Origin of the sequence: Rothia mucilaginosa, from assembly GCF_019334805.1 — a bacterium.
In the GTDB taxonomy this organism is placed as follows: Bacteria; Actinomycetota; Actinomycetes; order Actinomycetales; family Micrococcaceae; genus Rothia; species Rothia mucilaginosa_C.
In genome coordinates this window covers 1388337-1404872 of record NZ_CP079822.1, presented here as the reverse complement: position 1 = coordinate 1404872, position 16536 = coordinate 1388337, and the positions used below count along the sequence as shown (strand labels likewise).

At 60.6% G+C, this 16536-nt stretch carries 14 protein-coding genes and 1 tRNA gene; 5 read left to right on the top strand and 10 right to left on the bottom strand.

Annotated elements, in window-relative coordinates:
* Positions 1-22 precede the first annotated feature (22 nt).
* From LPB405_RS05565 to LPB405_RS05545, 5 genes are all read right to left on the bottom strand, one after another.
* Positions 23-1009, bottom strand: coding sequence for an alpha-ketoacid dehydrogenase subunit beta (locus LPB405_RS05565; protein ID WP_070677686.1), 987 nt, complete (start codon positions 1007-1009; stop codon positions 23-25).
* Positions 1010-1011: 2 nt separating this feature from the next.
* The gene (locus LPB405_RS05560; protein WP_219100536.1) at positions 1012-2178 is read right to left on the bottom strand and encodes a thiamine pyrophosphate-dependent enzyme; all 1167 of its coding nucleotides are present in this window, start codon (positions 2176-2178) and stop codon (positions 1012-1014) included.
* 412 nt (positions 2179-2590) lie between these two features.
* The gene (locus LPB405_RS05555) at positions 2591-3718 is read right to left on the bottom strand and encodes a histidinol-phosphate transaminase (RefSeq protein WP_219100534.1); all 1128 of its coding nucleotides are present in this window, start codon (positions 3716-3718) and stop codon (positions 2591-2593) included.
* Positions 3719-3983: 265 nt separating this feature from the next.
* Complete coding sequence (locus LPB405_RS05550) at positions 3984-6251, bottom strand: extensin (RefSeq protein ID WP_257604865.1); 2268 nt, start codon at positions 6249-6251, stop codon at positions 3984-3986.
* Positions 6252-6378: 127 nt separating this feature from the next.
* Complete coding sequence (locus tag LPB405_RS05545) at positions 6379-6972, bottom strand: ABC transporter substrate-binding protein (RefSeq protein WP_219100530.1); 594 nt, start codon at positions 6970-6972, stop codon at positions 6379-6381.
* Positions 6973-7263: 291 nt separating this feature from the next.
* Between LPB405_RS05545 and purB the strand changes: the two genes are divergently transcribed.
* Positions 7264-8697 carry an adenylosuccinate lyase gene (purB, locus tag LPB405_RS05540; RefSeq protein ID WP_219100528.1) on the top strand — a complete coding sequence of 478 codons (1434 nt, stop codon included), beginning with the start codon at positions 7264-7266 and terminating at the stop codon, positions 8695-8697.
* 110 nt (positions 8698-8807) lie between these two features.
* Here purB and LPB405_RS05535 read toward each other — a convergent pair whose 3' ends face one another.
* On the bottom strand, positions 8808-9689 hold the full coding sequence (locus LPB405_RS05535) for a hypothetical protein (protein ID WP_049346152.1): 882 nt from the start codon (positions 9687-9689) through the stop codon (positions 8808-8810).
* A gap of 271 nt (positions 9690-9960) precedes the next feature.
* Between LPB405_RS05535 and LPB405_RS05530 the strand changes: the two genes are divergently transcribed.
* Both LPB405_RS05530 and LPB405_RS05525 read left to right on the top strand, forming a co-directional pair.
* On the top strand, positions 9961-11022 hold the full coding sequence (locus LPB405_RS05530) for an EamA family transporter (protein ID WP_012902817.1): 1062 nt from the start codon (positions 9961-9963) through the stop codon (positions 11020-11022).
* Positions 11023-11209: 187 nt separating this feature from the next.
* Positions 11210-12184, top strand: a complete 975-nt coding sequence (locus LPB405_RS05525; RefSeq protein WP_049340378.1) for an EamA family transporter — start codon at positions 11210-11212, stop codon at positions 12182-12184.
* Positions 12185-12286: 102 nt separating this feature from the next.
* On the opposite strand, the gene LPB405_RS05520 is transcribed toward LPB405_RS05525, so the two are convergent.
* Complete coding sequence (locus LPB405_RS05520) at positions 12287-13075, bottom strand: spermidine synthase (RefSeq protein ID WP_049340381.1); 789 nt, start codon at positions 13073-13075, stop codon at positions 12287-12289.
* Positions 13075-13839, bottom strand: coding sequence for a DsbA family protein (locus LPB405_RS05515; RefSeq protein ID WP_219100526.1), 765 nt, complete (start codon positions 13837-13839; stop codon positions 13075-13077). Before LPB405_RS05515 ends, LPB405_RS05520 begins: the two co-directional genes overlap by 1 nt.
* A 320-nt stretch (positions 13840-14159) precedes the next feature.
* Here LPB405_RS05515 and LPB405_RS05510 point away from each other — a divergent pair.
* Positions 14160-14234: transfer RNA gene (locus LPB405_RS05510), tRNA-Thr, on the top strand.
* A gap of 105 nt (positions 14235-14339) precedes the next feature.
* Positions 14340-14606 (top strand): hypothetical protein, encoded by a 267-nt coding sequence (locus LPB405_RS05505; RefSeq protein ID WP_005504446.1) that lies wholly within the window; start codon positions 14340-14342, stop codon positions 14604-14606.
* A 126-nt stretch (positions 14607-14732) separates the two neighbouring features.
* On the opposite strand, the gene LPB405_RS05500 is transcribed toward LPB405_RS05505, so the two are convergent.
* Both LPB405_RS05500 and LPB405_RS05495 read right to left on the bottom strand, forming a co-directional pair.
* Entirely contained in the window at positions 14733-15608 is an 876-nt protein-coding gene (locus LPB405_RS05500) for an HpcH/HpaI aldolase/citrate lyase family protein (RefSeq protein WP_005504437.1), read from the bottom strand.
* 218 nt (positions 15609-15826) lie between these two features.
* On the bottom strand, positions 15827-16366 hold the full coding sequence (locus tag LPB405_RS05495; protein ID WP_219100524.1) for a dehydrogenase: 540 nt from the start codon (positions 16364-16366) through the stop codon (positions 15827-15829).
* Positions 16367-16536 lie beyond the last annotated feature (170 nt).

The following is a 16536-nucleotide window of genomic DNA, read 5'->3' as shown; positions in this document are numbered from 1 at the left end:
GATACGTCAGATCAGGGAATGCCTAGTAGTCAAAAGCGCGGTCAACCGCCTCAAGAATACGGTCAATATCGGGCACGTACTCTTCCTCAACACGGGAAATCGGGTACGGCATGTAGTAGCCACCCACGCGAATCACTGGCGCCTGCAGGCTGTAGAAGCAACGCTCCGTAATCGCCGCAGCCAGCTCGCCACCCATACCGCCGAAGGTCGGCGCCTCGTGCGCGACAATCAGGCGGCCAGTCTTCGCCACCGAAGCAGCAACGGTCGGCACATCCAGCGGCGAAATCGAGCGCAGGTCAATGACCTCAATCGAGCGGCCATCCTCCACGGCAGCCTCCGCAGCAGCCAGAGCAACCGGAACCAGCGGACCGTACGCAACGATGGTCGCATCCGTACCCTCACGCACCACCTGGGCGCTGAACGGATCAAAGGAAGTATCGCTAAAGTCCACTTCGCCCTTGAGCCAGTAACGGCGCTTCGGCTCAAAAATAATGACCGGATCCGGGCACTCAATCGCCTTGCGGGTCATCCAGTACGCCTCGTGCGGAGTCGAGGGAGTCACAATACGCAGGCCCGCCGTGTGGGCGAACAGTGCTTCCGGGGACTCGGAGTGGTGCTCCACCGAACCAATCACGCCACCGTACGGAATGCGGATAGTCACCGGCACCGTGTACTGCTTATCGGTGCGGTTGTGAATCTTCGCCAGCTGGCTCGTGATCTGGTTGTATGCGGGGAACACGAAGCCGTCGAACTGGATCTCCGGCACGGGGCGGTAGCCGCGCAGCGCCATACCGATGGAGGTGCCGATAATGCCGGACTCACCCAGGGGCGCATCCATGACCCGGCGGTTACCGAAGCGCGCCTGCAGGCCCTCGGTCACACGGTACACACCACCGAGCTTGCCGATATCCTCACCGAGCATGACGACGGTGCGGTCGGCTTCCATGGCGTCTTCCAGGCCGCGGGTAATCGCCTTGGCGAGGGTCAAACGTTCAATTTTCTCGCTCATGCTTACTCCTCTTCAAAGCCTGCAACGTAGTTACGGTAGAACTCGCGGTCGTCTTCCACCTGCTGGTGTTCCTGCACGTAGACGCGGTCGAAGAAATACTCAAAGTCGGCAACCTCAGAGTTCAGCACTGCCTCACGCACGCCGTTCGCGACCTGCTGCGCAGATTCTGCAACCTCTTCGAAGAAGGCATCATCGGCGTAGCCCTGCTCGCGCAGGTGCTTCTCCAGGCGAAGCATGGGGTCGCGGCGCAGGGGACCTTCCAGGTCGGCATCGGTGCGGTACTTGGTGGGGTCATCCGCGGTGGTGTGCGGGCCGAGGCGGTAGGTTTCAGCCTCAATCAGCACGGGGCCTTCGCCGGCGCGAATCTTTTCCATGGCGTAGCGGGTTGCAGCCAGTACGGCGAGAACGTCGTTGCCGTCAACGCGAATACCCTCGAAGCCGTAGCCTGCGGCGCGGGTGGACACCGGAACGCGGGACTGCACCTCGAAGGGCACGGAGATAGCCCAGCGGTTGTTCTGCACGAAGAAGAGCACCGGCGCGTTATAGGAGGCGGCGAAAACCATGGATTCGTGTGCGTCACCCTCGGTGGAGGAGCCATCACCGAAGTAGACCGCCACGGCGGGCTTCTGGGTGTCCTCGGTGGGGTCGGTTGCCTGGCCCTGACCGGTGCGGCGGGTGCCGGTTTCAGCCTCGATATCGGCGTCGAAGTTCAGGCCCATGGCGTAGCCGACTGCGTGCAGGGTCTGGGCCGCAAGCACCTTGGTGTAGGTGTGGAAGTTGTGTGCCTTCATGTCCCAGCCGTGGGTGGTGGAGCCGCGGAAGATGGTGATCAGGTCGCGGAAGTCCACGCCACGCGTCAAGGCGACGGCGTGCTCGCGGTAGGAGGGGAAGATGTAGTCGTTGGGTGCGTAGGCGAGTGCGGAGCCGACCTGTGCGGCTTCCTGGCCTCGGCTGGGCACCCAGAGGGCGAGCTGACCCTGGCGCTGCAGGGCGGTTGCCTCGTCGTCGAATCGGCGGGTGGTGTACATGAGGCGGTATGCCTCGCGCAGGGTGTCTGCGTTGACGTCTTCGATGTACCGGCTGTAGGTGGGGTGTTCGTGTACGGTGCCGTTTTCATCCATGAGCTGGATGCGTTCGGGCACTCCCGGGTACTTGTCGTTCTCGTGCATCTAACCTCCACACGTGACGAGGGCTTGGCCCTCAGCGGCCCGGGTTTTAGTCTCAACGTTCACCTGATGGTGCAGGGTTTGAGGTGTTCCGGCAGGCCTGTGAGGGTCTGGGCATATATAGTTACCAGTCTACTCTTTCCGGCTTTATCTCGCGGCAGTTACGCTGATAACGCAGTGTATTGTGCCCTGTCATTCACTATTTGAACATTATTAAATTAAACCTCCCGTATATTCCTTTTTGAGAATATACGGGAGGTTTAATTTAACTATTGAGAGCTTTTTCGGCCATCATTTTTCCCACGCGAGAACCGATTGAAAAGCCTAAACGAACCTCGACAAGGGAAAATAGTACATTGTTCAATTAGGGTTGAATTAGAGTCGGGTGGTCACCCGCTCCCCTTCACCAGAGGCTCTAGAGCCCCTCCGCGAAGACCTCGCAGAGCGAGAGGAAACGGTCATTCGCCTCCACCTCGCCAATACTCACGCGAACACCCTCAGTACCGAACGCACGCACCGACAGCGCATGCTCAGCCATCAGCTGCACAAACTCACTCGTGCGCTCCCCCAGGGGTAGCCACACGAAGTTCGCGTACGTGCTCGGGAAATCGTAGCCCAGCTCCCGCAGTCGAGCGGTCACACGCTCACGCTCAGAGACCAGGTGGCTCACACGCTCCATCACCGCATCCTCATGCTCGATGGAGGCGATAGCCGCCGCCTCAGCCAGCGCCGTCACGGCGAACGGGGTTGCCGCCACGCGCAGGTGCTGCGTAATCTGCGGGTGCGAAATCGAGTAGCCCACGCGCAGACCCGCCAGGCCCTGCGCCTTGGAGAAGGTGCGCAGAATGATGACGTTCTCGTAGTCGTGGTAGATGTCCATGCCGTTCAGCGGGGCTTCTTCGCCCTCCGGCACGGTGGAGGCGGCGCAGAACTCGAAGTACGCCTCGTCAATCACCACGGGAATGTGGGCGGGTACCTTCGCCAGGAACGCACGGATCTGGCTTTCGGTGACGGCGGGGCCGGTCGGGTTGTTGGGGGTGCAGACCAGGATCAGGCGGGTGCGGTCGGTGATGGCTGCCGCCATGGCGTCCAGGTCGTGTGAGCCGTCGGGCAGGTTCGGCACCTGCACGCTGCGAGCGCCCATAATGCCGACGAGGATCGGGTATGCCTCGAAGGAGCGCCAGGCGTAGATGACTTCGTCCTGCACACCGTCGGCGTTGACGCCAGCGAAGGTTTTGAGGATTTGGTTGAGCGCGCCGAGGCTTCCGGCACCGGTGACGATGTCGTCAGCGTCCACGCCGAGCCGTGCGGAGAGCTTCTGACGCAGGGCGGTGGAGAGCGGGTCGGGGTAGCGGTGCACACTCGCAAATTCTGCGAGGACGCGCGCGACCTCGGGTACGGGACCCAGCGGGTTCTCGTTCGAGGAGAGCTTGTACTGGGTGAGGCCTTCAACGGGCGCGGGAGGCTTGCCTGCCGCGTAGCTGGGCAGGGTGTTGAAGACGGAGCGGACCGGGATATTGGCGTGTTCAGCTGACTGGCTCATGGTTCCAGTATGTGCCTGCGGGCGGCTCGGAGGCTAACGCTTCTCACCTGGAGAGCAGGTCGCAAGCAAGATGTAGCTGTGCAGACAGCGGGTACTAGCCGCGAGCGCTACACGCAAAGGCAAGCACACAAAGAAGCACCGCACGCAAAGGCTGTACGCAAAGATGGAGGGGCGCCTCCGGGGTTGTTTCCGGCGGCGCCCCTCCTTTCTCTTCTCTACTCTACTCGCCCCTCCACCCTCCACCGAGCCGTTGAGATTGGTGCTTTTAGACCGCCATAGGTTCGCGCTCCTCGAGAGGATTCAGATCCTCGGGCGGAGCCGGTGCGAGGAACCCGGGGTCAATGTTCTCGGGCGGGAACATTGGCATGGGCACAGGCTTCAGGTCCGGCAGGGTCGGGATGAGCGACTCGCCACCGTCGTAGTCTCCACCCTGTCGGGGCCCGAGGAACGGATCCTGGAGCACAGAACCAGCGTTAGGGAGCTGCATGTGATCGATGATTGGCTGAGTAACAGCCTTTTCGATGTGCGTATGCAGGTCTGCGGGTTTGGGCAGAATATCCGGCGGGATTAGACCTGCAGGGGGCAGCTGACCCTCTGCCTCGATGCGGGCGGGCAACTTGATGGGCGCAGGCTCCGGACGGTTCAGATCCGCCGGCATATTGATGGCGGGCGGAATATTCTGCGGGTTGTATCCCTGCAGGAGGGGCATCTTGGGCATCTGCGGCACAGGGGTTTCGGGCCATGCAGGCTTCGGACTCTGAGGCTTTTCCTGCGGAGTCGGCTCGGGGTGAGGGAGGGTCTTTTTGACGCCCTCAATGATGGCGGGGATTTGCCCAGCAGCCGCCTGTACGGTTTCTCCAGCTTCTCGCTGGAGGCCCTCGGCCCTCTGCTTGGCAATCTCCATGCCCTGCTGGACATCGGAGACGGTATCTTCGATTTTCTGCCGAGTATTTTCGACGTTGCCACGCACTACACTATCTACTCGGTGTAGTTCTCCATCTGTATATTGGTCTGCGGCCTCGTAATAAAATCGAGGATCAAGTTGTACCCCAGCATCAAGAGCCTGTTGAGTGTACCTAGCCCCACGTAATCCATACTCGTTCAGACGTTCTTCAAACGTGTAACCATCTGGCATAGCGGAGCCCGAGGTGACCTTTTGTTCCCCTTGCACATAATCCTTGTCGCCCATGGCTGCTCTGAGAGCACCCAGAGTTTGGTGTCCGTATCCTTCGCGTTGCAGGGTTTCCCTATATGCCCCTCCGTCATGTTTGAAATTTGAGACCGTAATTGCGGTATCGCGTTCATCGGGGCTCCATCCACCCTCTCTCAGAGCGGAGTCAGGAACCGGGTCTCCATCTCCTTCCACGTAGTCAACTCCAAAGTCACGACGTTTAGCCGGTAGACCTCGTAGCGGGGAAGCTTGAGCGTAGACACCCACAATATTGATCTCTTTAGCGACTTCAGTACTATTCGCCATGTTGTAGGCAATCATGCCTCCCTGGCTGAAGCCTTCCATGTACACACGGGCGCCCTGAGGTGCTCCGGCTTCACGGAGAGCTTGCAGAACCATCTGATAGGCGGGGTTCTCCAGAGTATCGTTACCCAGTGCTTCGCGAAGAGCCCCAGGGACATCCATAGGAGACCCACCAAAGGAAGAAAAGTTAGTGCCCGGAATACTCACGACGTACAGGGCATAGGCGGGATCGCCTTCGTGTCCTGCTTCGTACATGACGGTGACGAGCACGGCACCGCGTTCACCCTTAGTCGGGTCCTGTTGGGAGCGTGCAAACTCCTGGTCCTGCGCCTTAGCGGCTGCCTGCAGACGTTCAGCACTAGCATCCACTGTGAGACGGTCTTTCTCACCGGAATGTGCGCTAACCCCGTACTCATCAGCTGAGGCTGTGCGCATGTTATGCGCTTTCTTATCAGAATCCGGATCACGGAGGGGACCGACGATTCCAACTCCGCCTACTGCCAAAACTTTTTCAATAAATTCCTGGGGTATTTTTGTCACGGCGGAGAGCCGGCCAGCAATACGCTGACGGGCAATTTCGGGGTTCCATACGGCATCCATATAGGCGGTGAAACCGAAGATAATACCCGCGACGATAGGCGAATACGGCAGCATCCGAGAGGCCGAGAAGTACCCGAGCTCGGGAATGGTGAGCTTCAAGAGGTATTCAGCTTCGCCAGGTTCTCCGGCGATGAGGCCGCGGAAGTGGTCTCGGGTGCTGCGTCCGTCGGGCAGCTTGCCGTCCTTTGCAATGCCCATGGAATCGAACCAGCCTGCGACGGTGTTTTCGACCTGCAGGTAGGAGCTGTGGGCGGCTCGGACGGCGGCTGCGGTGACGCCGAACTTTGCGGCACTCATACCGAGGTCTGCGGCGAGGCCGGTGCAGAGGGCGGCAGCCTGCTGGGCACGTCCATTGATGCCGAGGAAGAGCCTGGTTTCGGCGGCGATGCCGAGAATCGGCATGGTGCGGTCGGCGCAGGTACGGCTGACGGTGTCGAGCCCGTCGGCAATGGCGGGCATTTCTTCGAGAGTAACGCTGATGGTACCCCCAGTAAGCACACCAGGCCCAGTGGGGTCTACGGGCCCAGAGAGGTCACCGATGGGTGCAACGGTAGGTCCGGTAAGCATGGTTTCTCCTAGGGTGAGGTTAGTGGGTTCGGATGAGCGAGCTCAGCCCGTCGGGCAGGTTCACGTGCATGAGCGAATCGAGCGCTGACTGGGCTTTTTGCACGCCTGATTTGGCGATAATTTCGCCGGGGTTGAGTTTTTCGAGGATGTCGGCGGCACCGTCTGCGAGCTTGCCGAGTAGGTTATCTACGGCGGAGGCGGCGGCTTCGATTGCCTGCGCTTTGGTGGTGAGGTCGTTGGCGAGTTCTTCGCCGGCGGCGGCAATCATGGCGGCGGCGCTTTCGGCTTGTTCGGCTTGGTTGCGGATTTTTTCGCGGTGTTCTTCAAGTTGTCGCCGGTAGGCGCGTCCGGCTTCGGATGCCCAGTGGTCGCCGTTGAGTTCGTTGGCGCGTTGGTGTGCGGTGCGGATTTCTTGGGCTTCGGTGCGCATCCGGTGGGAGAGTTCTGCGCCTTTGGCGCGGGCGAGCGCGGCGGCTGCCATGAGTTGCTCGGCGAGGGCGTGTCCGGCTGCGGTGCCGATGCCCATGTGTCCTGCTGCGCGGAGGATATCGGTTGGTTCGATGCGGGGCAGCTGGGGTGCGGGAGGCGGTGCGGTGTCGACGATTGTGTTCATGGGGCGTCCTTTCGATGGTTGGACTGGTTGTTTATGCGCCTGTTTCTGTCCTGTGTTTGGGTTTGTTTTAGGCTAAATCTGTTGCGGTGACCGTGCAGGCGGGGTACGGCAACCTGTGGATAACTCCGGCTTGTTTCGAAAAATTCGCACGTTTTTGCCCCTTATCACCCGAAAAATGCCCCCTCCGCACCCCCTCGTTTTGTCATATTTCTGCAACTAGCCAAGCCGCCCATCACGTCCATATGCTCTGCCCGCCTCTTTTTTTCGGCGAATTCATGCAAAAATAGAGTTATGTCTCACACCAATAACACCTTCTTGCCTTCTGGCCGTATTGATCTGGGCACCGGCGAACTTGCGCTGGGCCCCCTGGACGGACGCTACGCTTCCGTGACCGCACCCCTGACCAACTACCTCTCTGAGGCGGCGCTGAACCGCGACCGCATCCACGTTGAGGTTGAGTGGTTCATTTACCTGTGCGAGCACGAGGTGCTGCCGGGTCTGTCCCCGCTGAGCGAGGAGCAGAAGAAGGGCCTGCGCGCCATTGTGACCGATTTCAACGCTGATTCTGTCGCTGAGCTGGCAGAGATTGAGGCAGTCACCGTTCACGATGTGAAGGCGGTCGAGTACTACATTGGCCGCCGTCTGGAGGGTCTGGGCCTGGGTCACCTGGTGCCGCTGGTTCACTTCGGTTGCACCTCCGAGGACATTAACAACCTCGCCTACGCGCTGGGCATCAAGGACGCCGTTGAGAACGTGTGGATTCCTGCCGCTGAGGAGCTGATTGCGGTTCTGCTGAAGCTGGCTGAGGAAGGGCGCAACGTGCCGATGCTGTGCCGCACTCACGGCCAGCCGGCAACCCCCTCCACCCTGGGTAAGGAGCTGGGCGTGCTCGCCTACCGTCTGAAGCGCCAGGTCAAGCACGTGAAGGCTATCGAGTTCCTGGGCAAGATTAACGGTGCGACCGGCACCTACGCTGCTCACTATGCGTCGGTGCCTAGCGCTGATTGGCAGAAGATTTCTCGTGGTTTTGTGGAGCACCTGGGCCTGACCTGGAACCCGCTGACCACTCAGATTGAGTCGCACGACTGGCAGGCTGAGCTGTACTCGGATATCGCTCACTTCAACCGTGTGCTGCACAACCTCTGCACCGATGTGTGGAGCTACATTTCGATTGGTTTCTTCCGTCAGATTCCGGTGGCTGGTGCGACCGGTTCGTCGACTATGCCGCACAAGGTGAACCCGATTCGCTTTGAGAATGCGGAGGCTAACCTGGAGCTGTCCAACGCTCTGCTGGATTCGCTGGGTTCGACTCTGGTGACTTCTCGTTGGCAGCGTGACCTGACTGACTCGTCGGCGCAGCGCAATATTGGTGTGGCGTTTGGTCACTCGGTGCTGGCTATCTCCAATGTAGTGAAGGGTCTTGAGCGTCTGGATATTGCGACCGAGGTTATTTCCGCTGACCTGGATGCGAACTGGGAGGTTCTGGCTGAGGCGATCCAGATGGTGATGCGTGCTGAGGCTATCGCGGGTGTTCCCGGCATGGAGAACCCGTACGAGCGTCTGAAGGAGCTGACTCGCGGTCACCGCGTGGATGCCGCTCGTCTGAAGGAGTTCGTGGCCACTCTGGGCCTCTCCCCCGAGGCTGAGGCGCGTCTGTCGGCTCTGACTCCGCACACCTATAACGGTATTGCGGCTCAGCTGCTGGATCACGCGAAGAACGCTTAGTCCGTAGCGAAGGATAAGAACAGAAGACCCCGGTTCCCTGTATTCAGGGATTCGGGGTCTTTAGCGTGTTGGGTCTTCGCTATGTTCCGGTTTTATGACCGGCGAGGATTTTAGCGGCCGAGCATGCGGTGGTGACCGGTTTCGGTGTCGTTGCCCTTGTCGCGGGTGAAGACCTTGCCTACAGCCTTACCTGCGTCCTTGACGCCCTTGAGCAGGGAGCCAGCCACGCCGGAGGAGCCGTCCGAACCTTCGCCGCCCTGTACGCGCGGTGCACGCGGGGTAATCATGAGCTCTGCGGGGAAGTAGGCGGGCGCGTCGCCGAAGGCTCGGCGGGTGTTGCGCACGACGTCCTTGCCGAGGGTCAGGTTCGCGCCACCGCCAACGACTGCGCCCACGCCGAAGGGCAGGGCACGGCCGAGCAGTGCACCGGTCTGGCGGGTGAGGAAGCGGCGGATGAACATGTTTCGGATGGTACGTTCGACGCTGAACATCTTGCCGCTGGAGGAGTTGCCGAGCAGCATGCCCCACTTGTTGGAGACACCGCCTGCCTTGCCGGTCTGCAGCAGCACGGTGTTCATGAGCTGGGAGCCTTCTTCGCCGAGCATGATTGCCATGACCATGGAGCGGGCGGTTTCGGGGTCGTGTACGTGCACGCCGTGCAGTTCTGCGACTGCCTGGGCGTAGAGTGCGGTGCGTTCGAGGTAGCCGCCGACTGCGAGCGCGGACAGGCTCATGGAGGTGACGGTGCCGACGCCGGGCACGAATGCGGATGCGCCGGTGACGCCGCCGATGGCGGTGATGTCACGCAGGTAGGTGCGGTCGAGGCGCTTGTGGATTTGTTCGGGGGTTTCGTCGGGGTGTGCTTCACGCAGTTTTTTGACGATGGACAGCGCGAGCGGTCGTTGCATGCGCAGTACGTTGTCGAGGGTGGTGGTCAGTGCGGGACGGGGGTTGCCGTCTTCATCGAATAGAGACTTCTTCGGGTCAAGCATGCTCTCAGTAAATCACGGCTTGGTGAATTTTTCCTGAATATGGGGCCTGTGGTGGGGTTTGGGGGGTGAAATTTCACCGAGGGCGTGGAGGTTTTTGATCGCTTGTTAGGGTGTTTTGGTCTTTATTTGCGCCCAATTTTAAAGCGCGTAAAATTGTCGTAGATTACACACTATTCATTGTTTGCATAGTGCGTGACCTGCTTCACGGAGATTCGGGTTGCGCCTGATGACAGATAGCGGCTAATACCTCTTCTGAATCCTAAGGAATACTATGACTTCTTCCACCCATACGCCCAATGCTGCGCGTTCTCCCCTGGCGACTCAGGGGCTGGGTGTTGCGTACGCGACCGGCGCGATTATTTCGGCGCAGTTCGGTGCGGCTCTTGCCAAGCAGCTCATGGGCGATTTGGGCCCCTGGGGCGTGGTCGCTCTGCGCCTGCTGACATCTTCTATCCTGCTGTGGGTGTTCTTCCGCCCGCAGATTCGTTCGTGGACCCGTCAGCAGTGGATGGCGGTCATTGTCCTCGGTGTCGCCCTGACCGGTGCGAATGCCTTCTTCTATGTGGCTATTGAGCAGGTTCCGCTAGCAATTGCGGTGGCTATTGAGTTTATGGGTCCGCTGGTGCTGGCGACGGTTATGTCGCGCCGTAAGCTGGACCTGGTGTGGATTGCTCTGTCATTTACGGGCATGGCGATTCTGACTGCTGAGTCCCAGGCGAAGCCTGAAGATTTCGCGTTGATGGGTGTGGTTTTCGCAATCCTGACCGCTATTTCTCGTGCCGCCTATATTCTGGCGACTGAGAAGGTTGGCGCTCTGATTCCGGGTATGGGCGGCATGGTCGTGGGTAACGTTGTCTCTACCCTGCTGGTTCTGCCGTTCCCGTTCCTGATAAGCGGCAATAACCTGTTGAAGGTCACCCAGGATGTGCACCTGCTGGCTATTGGCTGCCTGATGGGTCTGCTGGCTTCTGCCCTGCCGGCGCTGGGTGAGGTTTCTTCGCTGCGTCTGCTGCCCGCGCACATTTATAGCGTGGTGCTGTCCCTGGAGCCTGCGATTGCGGCGGCTGTGGGTATTGTGATGCTTGGTGAAGCTACCGGCCTGGTTCGTTGGGTTGCTATTGCTCTGCTGGTGGCGGCGAGTATCGGTATTTCGATTTCTCACGCTCGTGCGCAGAAGAAGGCGCAGGAGGACGGCACGCTGGAGGATGCGGACCATTACCTGCCGGGTGCGGTGGATGCGCACGCGGTGGATATTGCGCAGATGGCGACTAACTCTATTACGATTCCGTCGGCTGAACAGATTAAGGCTGACCGTGAGGCGAAGGGCCTCTAATCTACTGAACTGTAGCCGTGTCAACGGCTTCTAGCCCCCCCCCGGGTAACGAGTAGGATAGTATCTCGTGTTGCCAGGGGGGGGCGCGCTCTTTAAACGGCGCTATTGGAGCGTTCGTTCTGCCCCGTAGCGGCACAGCATGCACACGTGGAGAAGTACCGCCTTGTGAGGCGCAGGAAGGAGAATCATGCCGCATACTTCATCTCAACGCCCCGCACTGGGCATTATGTTTGTGCTGATGTCCTGCTCATCGCTGCAGTTCGGTGCCGCGTTCGCGATTACTCTTTTCCCGCTGTTTGGCGCTCTGGCTATTAGTGTCAGCCGCCTGGCGATTGCTTCCATTGTGGTGGGTAGCGCCGTGTGGTTGGCGGCGCGTTGGCATACCCGCCGCGGCGGCGAAATGCCGCCGGGTGCGCTGTCGTGGTCGAAGGAGCAGTGGCATGCCGTCATCATTTTCGGTATGACTTTCGGTCTGATGAACGGCTTCTTCTATTGCGCGATTGACCGCATCCCGATTGGTTTGGCGGTTGCGGTGGAGTTCTTGGGCCCGCTGGCGTTGGCGTCCATGCTGACGCGCAGGCTCCGCGACGCGGTATGGGTGCTCTGCGCTCTGGCGGGCATGCTGGTGCTCGGCTATGAGGCGGCGGTCGGTAAGGATACCGACTACCTGGGTCTGACGTTCGCGCTGATTGCTGGCGTGTTCTGGGCGCTGTATATTCGCTCGAGCGCGAAGGTGGGTGCCCTGGTTCCGGGTGCGAGCGGTCTGGCGGTTGCGATGCTTGTTGGTGCCGCATTCATTGCCCCGGTGGCAGCGGTTGTTCCGGCTCCTCAGCCGATGTGGAATGCGGCGCAGGATCCGATGCTGCTCCTCATGATTTTTGGTACCGCGATGTTCGCTTCGGTGATTCCCTATAGCGCGGAGCTGATGGCTCTGCGTAACCTGCCGCAGCAGGTGTTTAGTGTGCTGATGAGCATGGAACCGGCGATTGCGGCGATTGCCGGTTGGGCGTTGCTGGATCAGGAGACCGGCCCGATTCGTTGGGTGGCAATCTGTCTGCTGATGACGGCGAGTGTGGGTATTACGCTGACCACCACGAAGGGCGATTCCCCCAAACAGAAGGATGACGGTGAGGACCCCGTTCCCATGCCGCTACCCGAGTAAAAACTAAAATTCTGCCCGCGTGCGGCGTACAGAAAGCCTTATAGAAAACCGTTGAGGCGGGTACCTGGTTGGTACCCGCCTCAACGGTTTTGTATGTCAGGTTTAGCTCTCGGCCAGCTCGTTCAGCAGGTCGCGCAGCTCATCGGTGGTGAGCACCTCCGCCGGATGCGGACCCATCGCGTACAGCCGGTCCTGGGTGTCCTCGTCCAGCTCGCGGGCGGTGCCAACCAGCACGAGGTTGCCTTCGTTCTGCCCGCTGAGCATGGAGCTCTCGCACAGGCACCACACGTGGTCAAAGACTTCCAGCATGGCGGTTGCCTGCAGCTGGAAGAAGGGCAGACCCGCGTCGTCGCCCACGTTGATGGCGACCATGCCGCGCTCGCTCAGGGCGTCCTTGAGTTCGCGGTAGAAGTCGCGGTTCGCCAGGTGGGCGGGTGCGTCCATGCCGGTGAAGATGTCGAGGATAATCGCATCGAAGCCGGGCACGCCCAGCAGTTCGGGCAGGTTCGCCAGCTGCTCGCGGGCATCCCCCACCACAAGCTGGCAGTCGGTGCCTGCGGGTAGCGGCAGGCGGTCCGTCACGAAGCCCATGAGCTCGGGCTCAATATCCACGGCAACCTGGCGGGAGCCGGGGCGGGTCGCCTGAATGTAACGCACGAGGGTGAGCGCACCGGCGCCCAGGTGCGCGGCGGTGATGGGTTCGCCGGCGGGTGCGAGCGCATCCACCGCGTTTGCGATGCGGCGCAGGTACTCGTAGAACACGTAGTCGGGGTTCTGCACGTCCACGTGGGACTGCTCGGCGCCACCGATTTCGAGGACGTAGCCGTGGTCGCTGAACCCGTCCGGGTGGATTTCGGCGCGCTGACCGCCGGAGAGCTGAATGTGCGCCACTACTTCACGCCAGCTTCACGCTTGAAGGTGCTGACCAGGTCGTCCACCGAGGAGGAGGAATCCAGACCCTCAACGACCTTGTCGTTCACGGCGAAGGTGGGGGTGCCCTTCACACCAATCTTGACGGCGTGCTCGTAGTCGCGCTGGATGGGCTTGACGGTGTCGGAGGCGAGTAGGACCTTGTCGAATTCTTCGACGTTCAGGCCCAGTTCCTTGGCGTAGTCGTTGAAGAGGGTGCGCAGCTTGTCGCGCTCTTTGATGTTCTTCCAGTCGTTCTGGGTGTTGAAGAGCTTGTTCGCCATTTCAACGTGCTTACCCTGAGCTGCTGCGGCTTCTACGGCGAGTGCGGCGGGTACGGCGTTGGCGTGCATGTTCAGCGGCATGTGGCGCACGGTCACGTTCATGATGCCGTCAAGCTTCTTGGCGGCTTCTTCGAACTTGGGTTCTGCCTTGGCGCAGTAGGGGCACTGGTAGTCGGTGTACAGGGTTGCGGTGCCTGCACCGGGTACTTCGCGGTTGAGGCGGTAGCCGACGTAGCCGTCATCGGCGGTTGCCGAAGCAGTAGCCGAGGGGTCGACAGACGCCGAAGCGCTCGCGGTAGCACTTGCGGAGGTAGCGGCGGTGCTTGCAGATGCGCTCGCCGAACCGCTCGCAGACGCCGATGCGGAAGGCTGGGAGGAGCTGGAACCGCATGCGCTCAGCCCCAGGGCGGCGGCGGGCACTACGCCCAGTAGCAGGGTGCGGCGGTTGAGGGGTGAAGTCATGGGGGTTCCTCTCTCTACGGGTGGCGGGCTGGCCTGTTTGCTACATCTGTGGTTGATTAATCTGTGGTTGATGTGCACTCTGAGGTGCTGTCAGCCGCCGTGGGTATAGGGTTTATTGTATGCCTCTGCCCTGAACTTTCCCTATCTTCGGGCGGGTTTGCGGGGTGAATGCAGTGCACACCATAGCCGCCCTGTCGCCTGCTCCCAGCTGCGGGGCCGGTGTTGAAAGTAATTAGCCTCTCCCCCGCCTTTTTGGTACTATTGCGGGGTATGCACTGTTCACCGGTTGCTTTCGGGCAGTTGAGAACGGCAGCATATGCGCCTCTATAGCTCAGGGGTAGAGCATTTCCCTCGTAAAGAAAAGGTCGTGGGTTCGAATCCCACTGGGGGCTCCACATCCGCCGTAACGCGTGCCGGTTTCCGGTGTGTTGCGGCGGTTTTTAGCATCTGAGAGTTGTCGTTTTCTCGAAGATGTCACCGTCGAACTTTAGGAGATTCTCATGTCTTCTCGATCCGCATCCGCTAAGCGCCAGAGTGGCCGTGCGCAGGCAGGTCGCGCCGCTGCGGGCTCTGCACGCCCGATGAGCCCCACGATGCGTTTTGCTCTGGTGTACGTGCTGGCGCTGGTGGTTTCCCTGGCGGTGTGGTTCTTCTACCGTTCCGTGTATGAGGATGACACCTCGTTCCTGGTGCCGATTGTGATTTCCTTGGTGACTTCGTACGTGTGCGCTCATGCGCTGACGGGCGGCAAATCGCCCCGCAACTAGACCGCCGACCAGCAGCCCGCCAGGCTGTAGCCTCGTGAGGTTTCAGGCAGACAAAAGCCGCGCATCCGGTTCCCCGCTCGGGGGTCGGATGCGCGGCTTTTTACGTGTGTACTTTAGACCAGCGCCTTACTTGGATGCGCGCTGGAAGTCGCTGTCGGTCTTGCCCCACAGGCCGTAGACCTTGGCGAGTTCCTTGACCTTCTTTGCACGCAGGTAGCGCGGCAGGTAGGAGCCGTCGCGGGGGCCGTCGAGGGGCACGTCGAGCATCTGGTGTGCTTCTTCGATTTCGAGCTCGCTCGGGGAGAATGCCGCGTTGATGGTCTCAGCCTGGCGAATGTCGAGGGTGATCTTACCGGTCATGCCGTGGTCGTTCGCGTAGCCGCATGCCTTGGAGAGGTCAGCGCCGTATGCGCCGAGGGTCGGGCCGTCGATGGGGCCGGGCAGACCGCCCAGGGTGGAGGCAATCACCAGTTGCGAACGCACGTAGGCGAGCGCCATGGGGGTTGCGGAGGAGCCGGTGTCGCGGCGGTAGTCGCCTGCGCCGAATGCGAGGCGGAAAGTGCCGATTGCGCGAGCAATATCCACCGAGTGGTGCACGCCGAGCGCGGACTCAATCAGCGCGATGATGGGGGTTCCGGGGGGTAGCTCGGCTGCGGTACGGTCAATGTCGGTAGCGTGCTCTGCGGTGGCGAGCATGACGCCTCGCAGACCCTTCACGTTCTTGAGGGCCTTGACGTCCTTCCACCAGTGTTCGGTGGTGATGGCGTTGATTCGCACCCATGCGACGACGCCGGAGTTGAGCATACGGACGACCTGTTCGCGAGCGGCGTCCTTCTCTTCGGCGGGGCAGCCGTCTTCGAGGTCGATAATGATGGAGTCGGCCTCGGATTCGAAGGCCTCTTCAAAGACTTCTTCGGAGGAGTTGGCGCGCACGAGGAGCCAGGAGCGTGAGAGGCTGGGGCGCAGCTGACGCGCACGCTCATTGCGGTGGAATTCAAACATGGTGTGTGACTTCTTCCGTGAATTGTATATGCATTGGGTTGTGCCGTAGAGGGGCAGGAAAAAGCCTGCGGTTCTTCCGCGCGTACCATCGCATTGTGTCGTCACCTCCATTGTGACGGAACCGCATAAGAAGTGTCCTACACCTCTTCTTTAAGCGTATCGCCTGTTGAGGTGCACATCAAACTAACCCGCCTGTTGACCGCAATTTAGGCCCTGTGTTATGCCTCAATCAGCTGGGTGCGGCCCACGGGGATTCCATCGTCGAAGGTCAGCTTGCCGGCGGCTTCCTTCTGGGCGCGCTGAATCAGACGCTCAGCGTCTTCAATGTGCTGGATGACGGTTTCCACGCGGCGGTGCACGCTCACCTGGCGGTCGCATGCACTCGCACAATTACCGAAGCAGCGTGCCATGGCGAGCGCTTCGGCGCAGAGTGCCACGGCGTTGCCCGCCTTGGAGAGGGCGCGGTTCAGGTCGGAGTAGGTGCCGAATGGGGAGGCGGGAATATCGCCGTCGCTGGGGGCGAGGCGGTGCGCTTCCATGGCGACTGCACGCACGCGCGGGATGAGGTCGGCGAGCGCGTTTGCATCCGGCACGATGAGCTCGATCATGGAGTCGGATGAGTCGGTTGCCGCTAGGCGTTCGAGGACCTGGTGGAAGCGGTCGATACCGCGAATGAACCGGTCGTGGGATCGGCGCCAGATGCCTTTGCCGAGCTCGGCGTCGTCGCGGCGCGATTGCAGGTAGCTTTTAAGTCCCATGTGCCCTCCTCTGCGTGGTGTGTGTGCCGTGTTGGTTGGTCGGTGGAGGCTGCCGGCGATGGGCTCTGCGGCGACCCGCAAACCTCCCTATACTTAGGTTACCCTAAATCTCTTTTGGTGACGAGATGTCAGCAGTCAACTGTTTATTTCAAACCCAGATTTTCTTCACG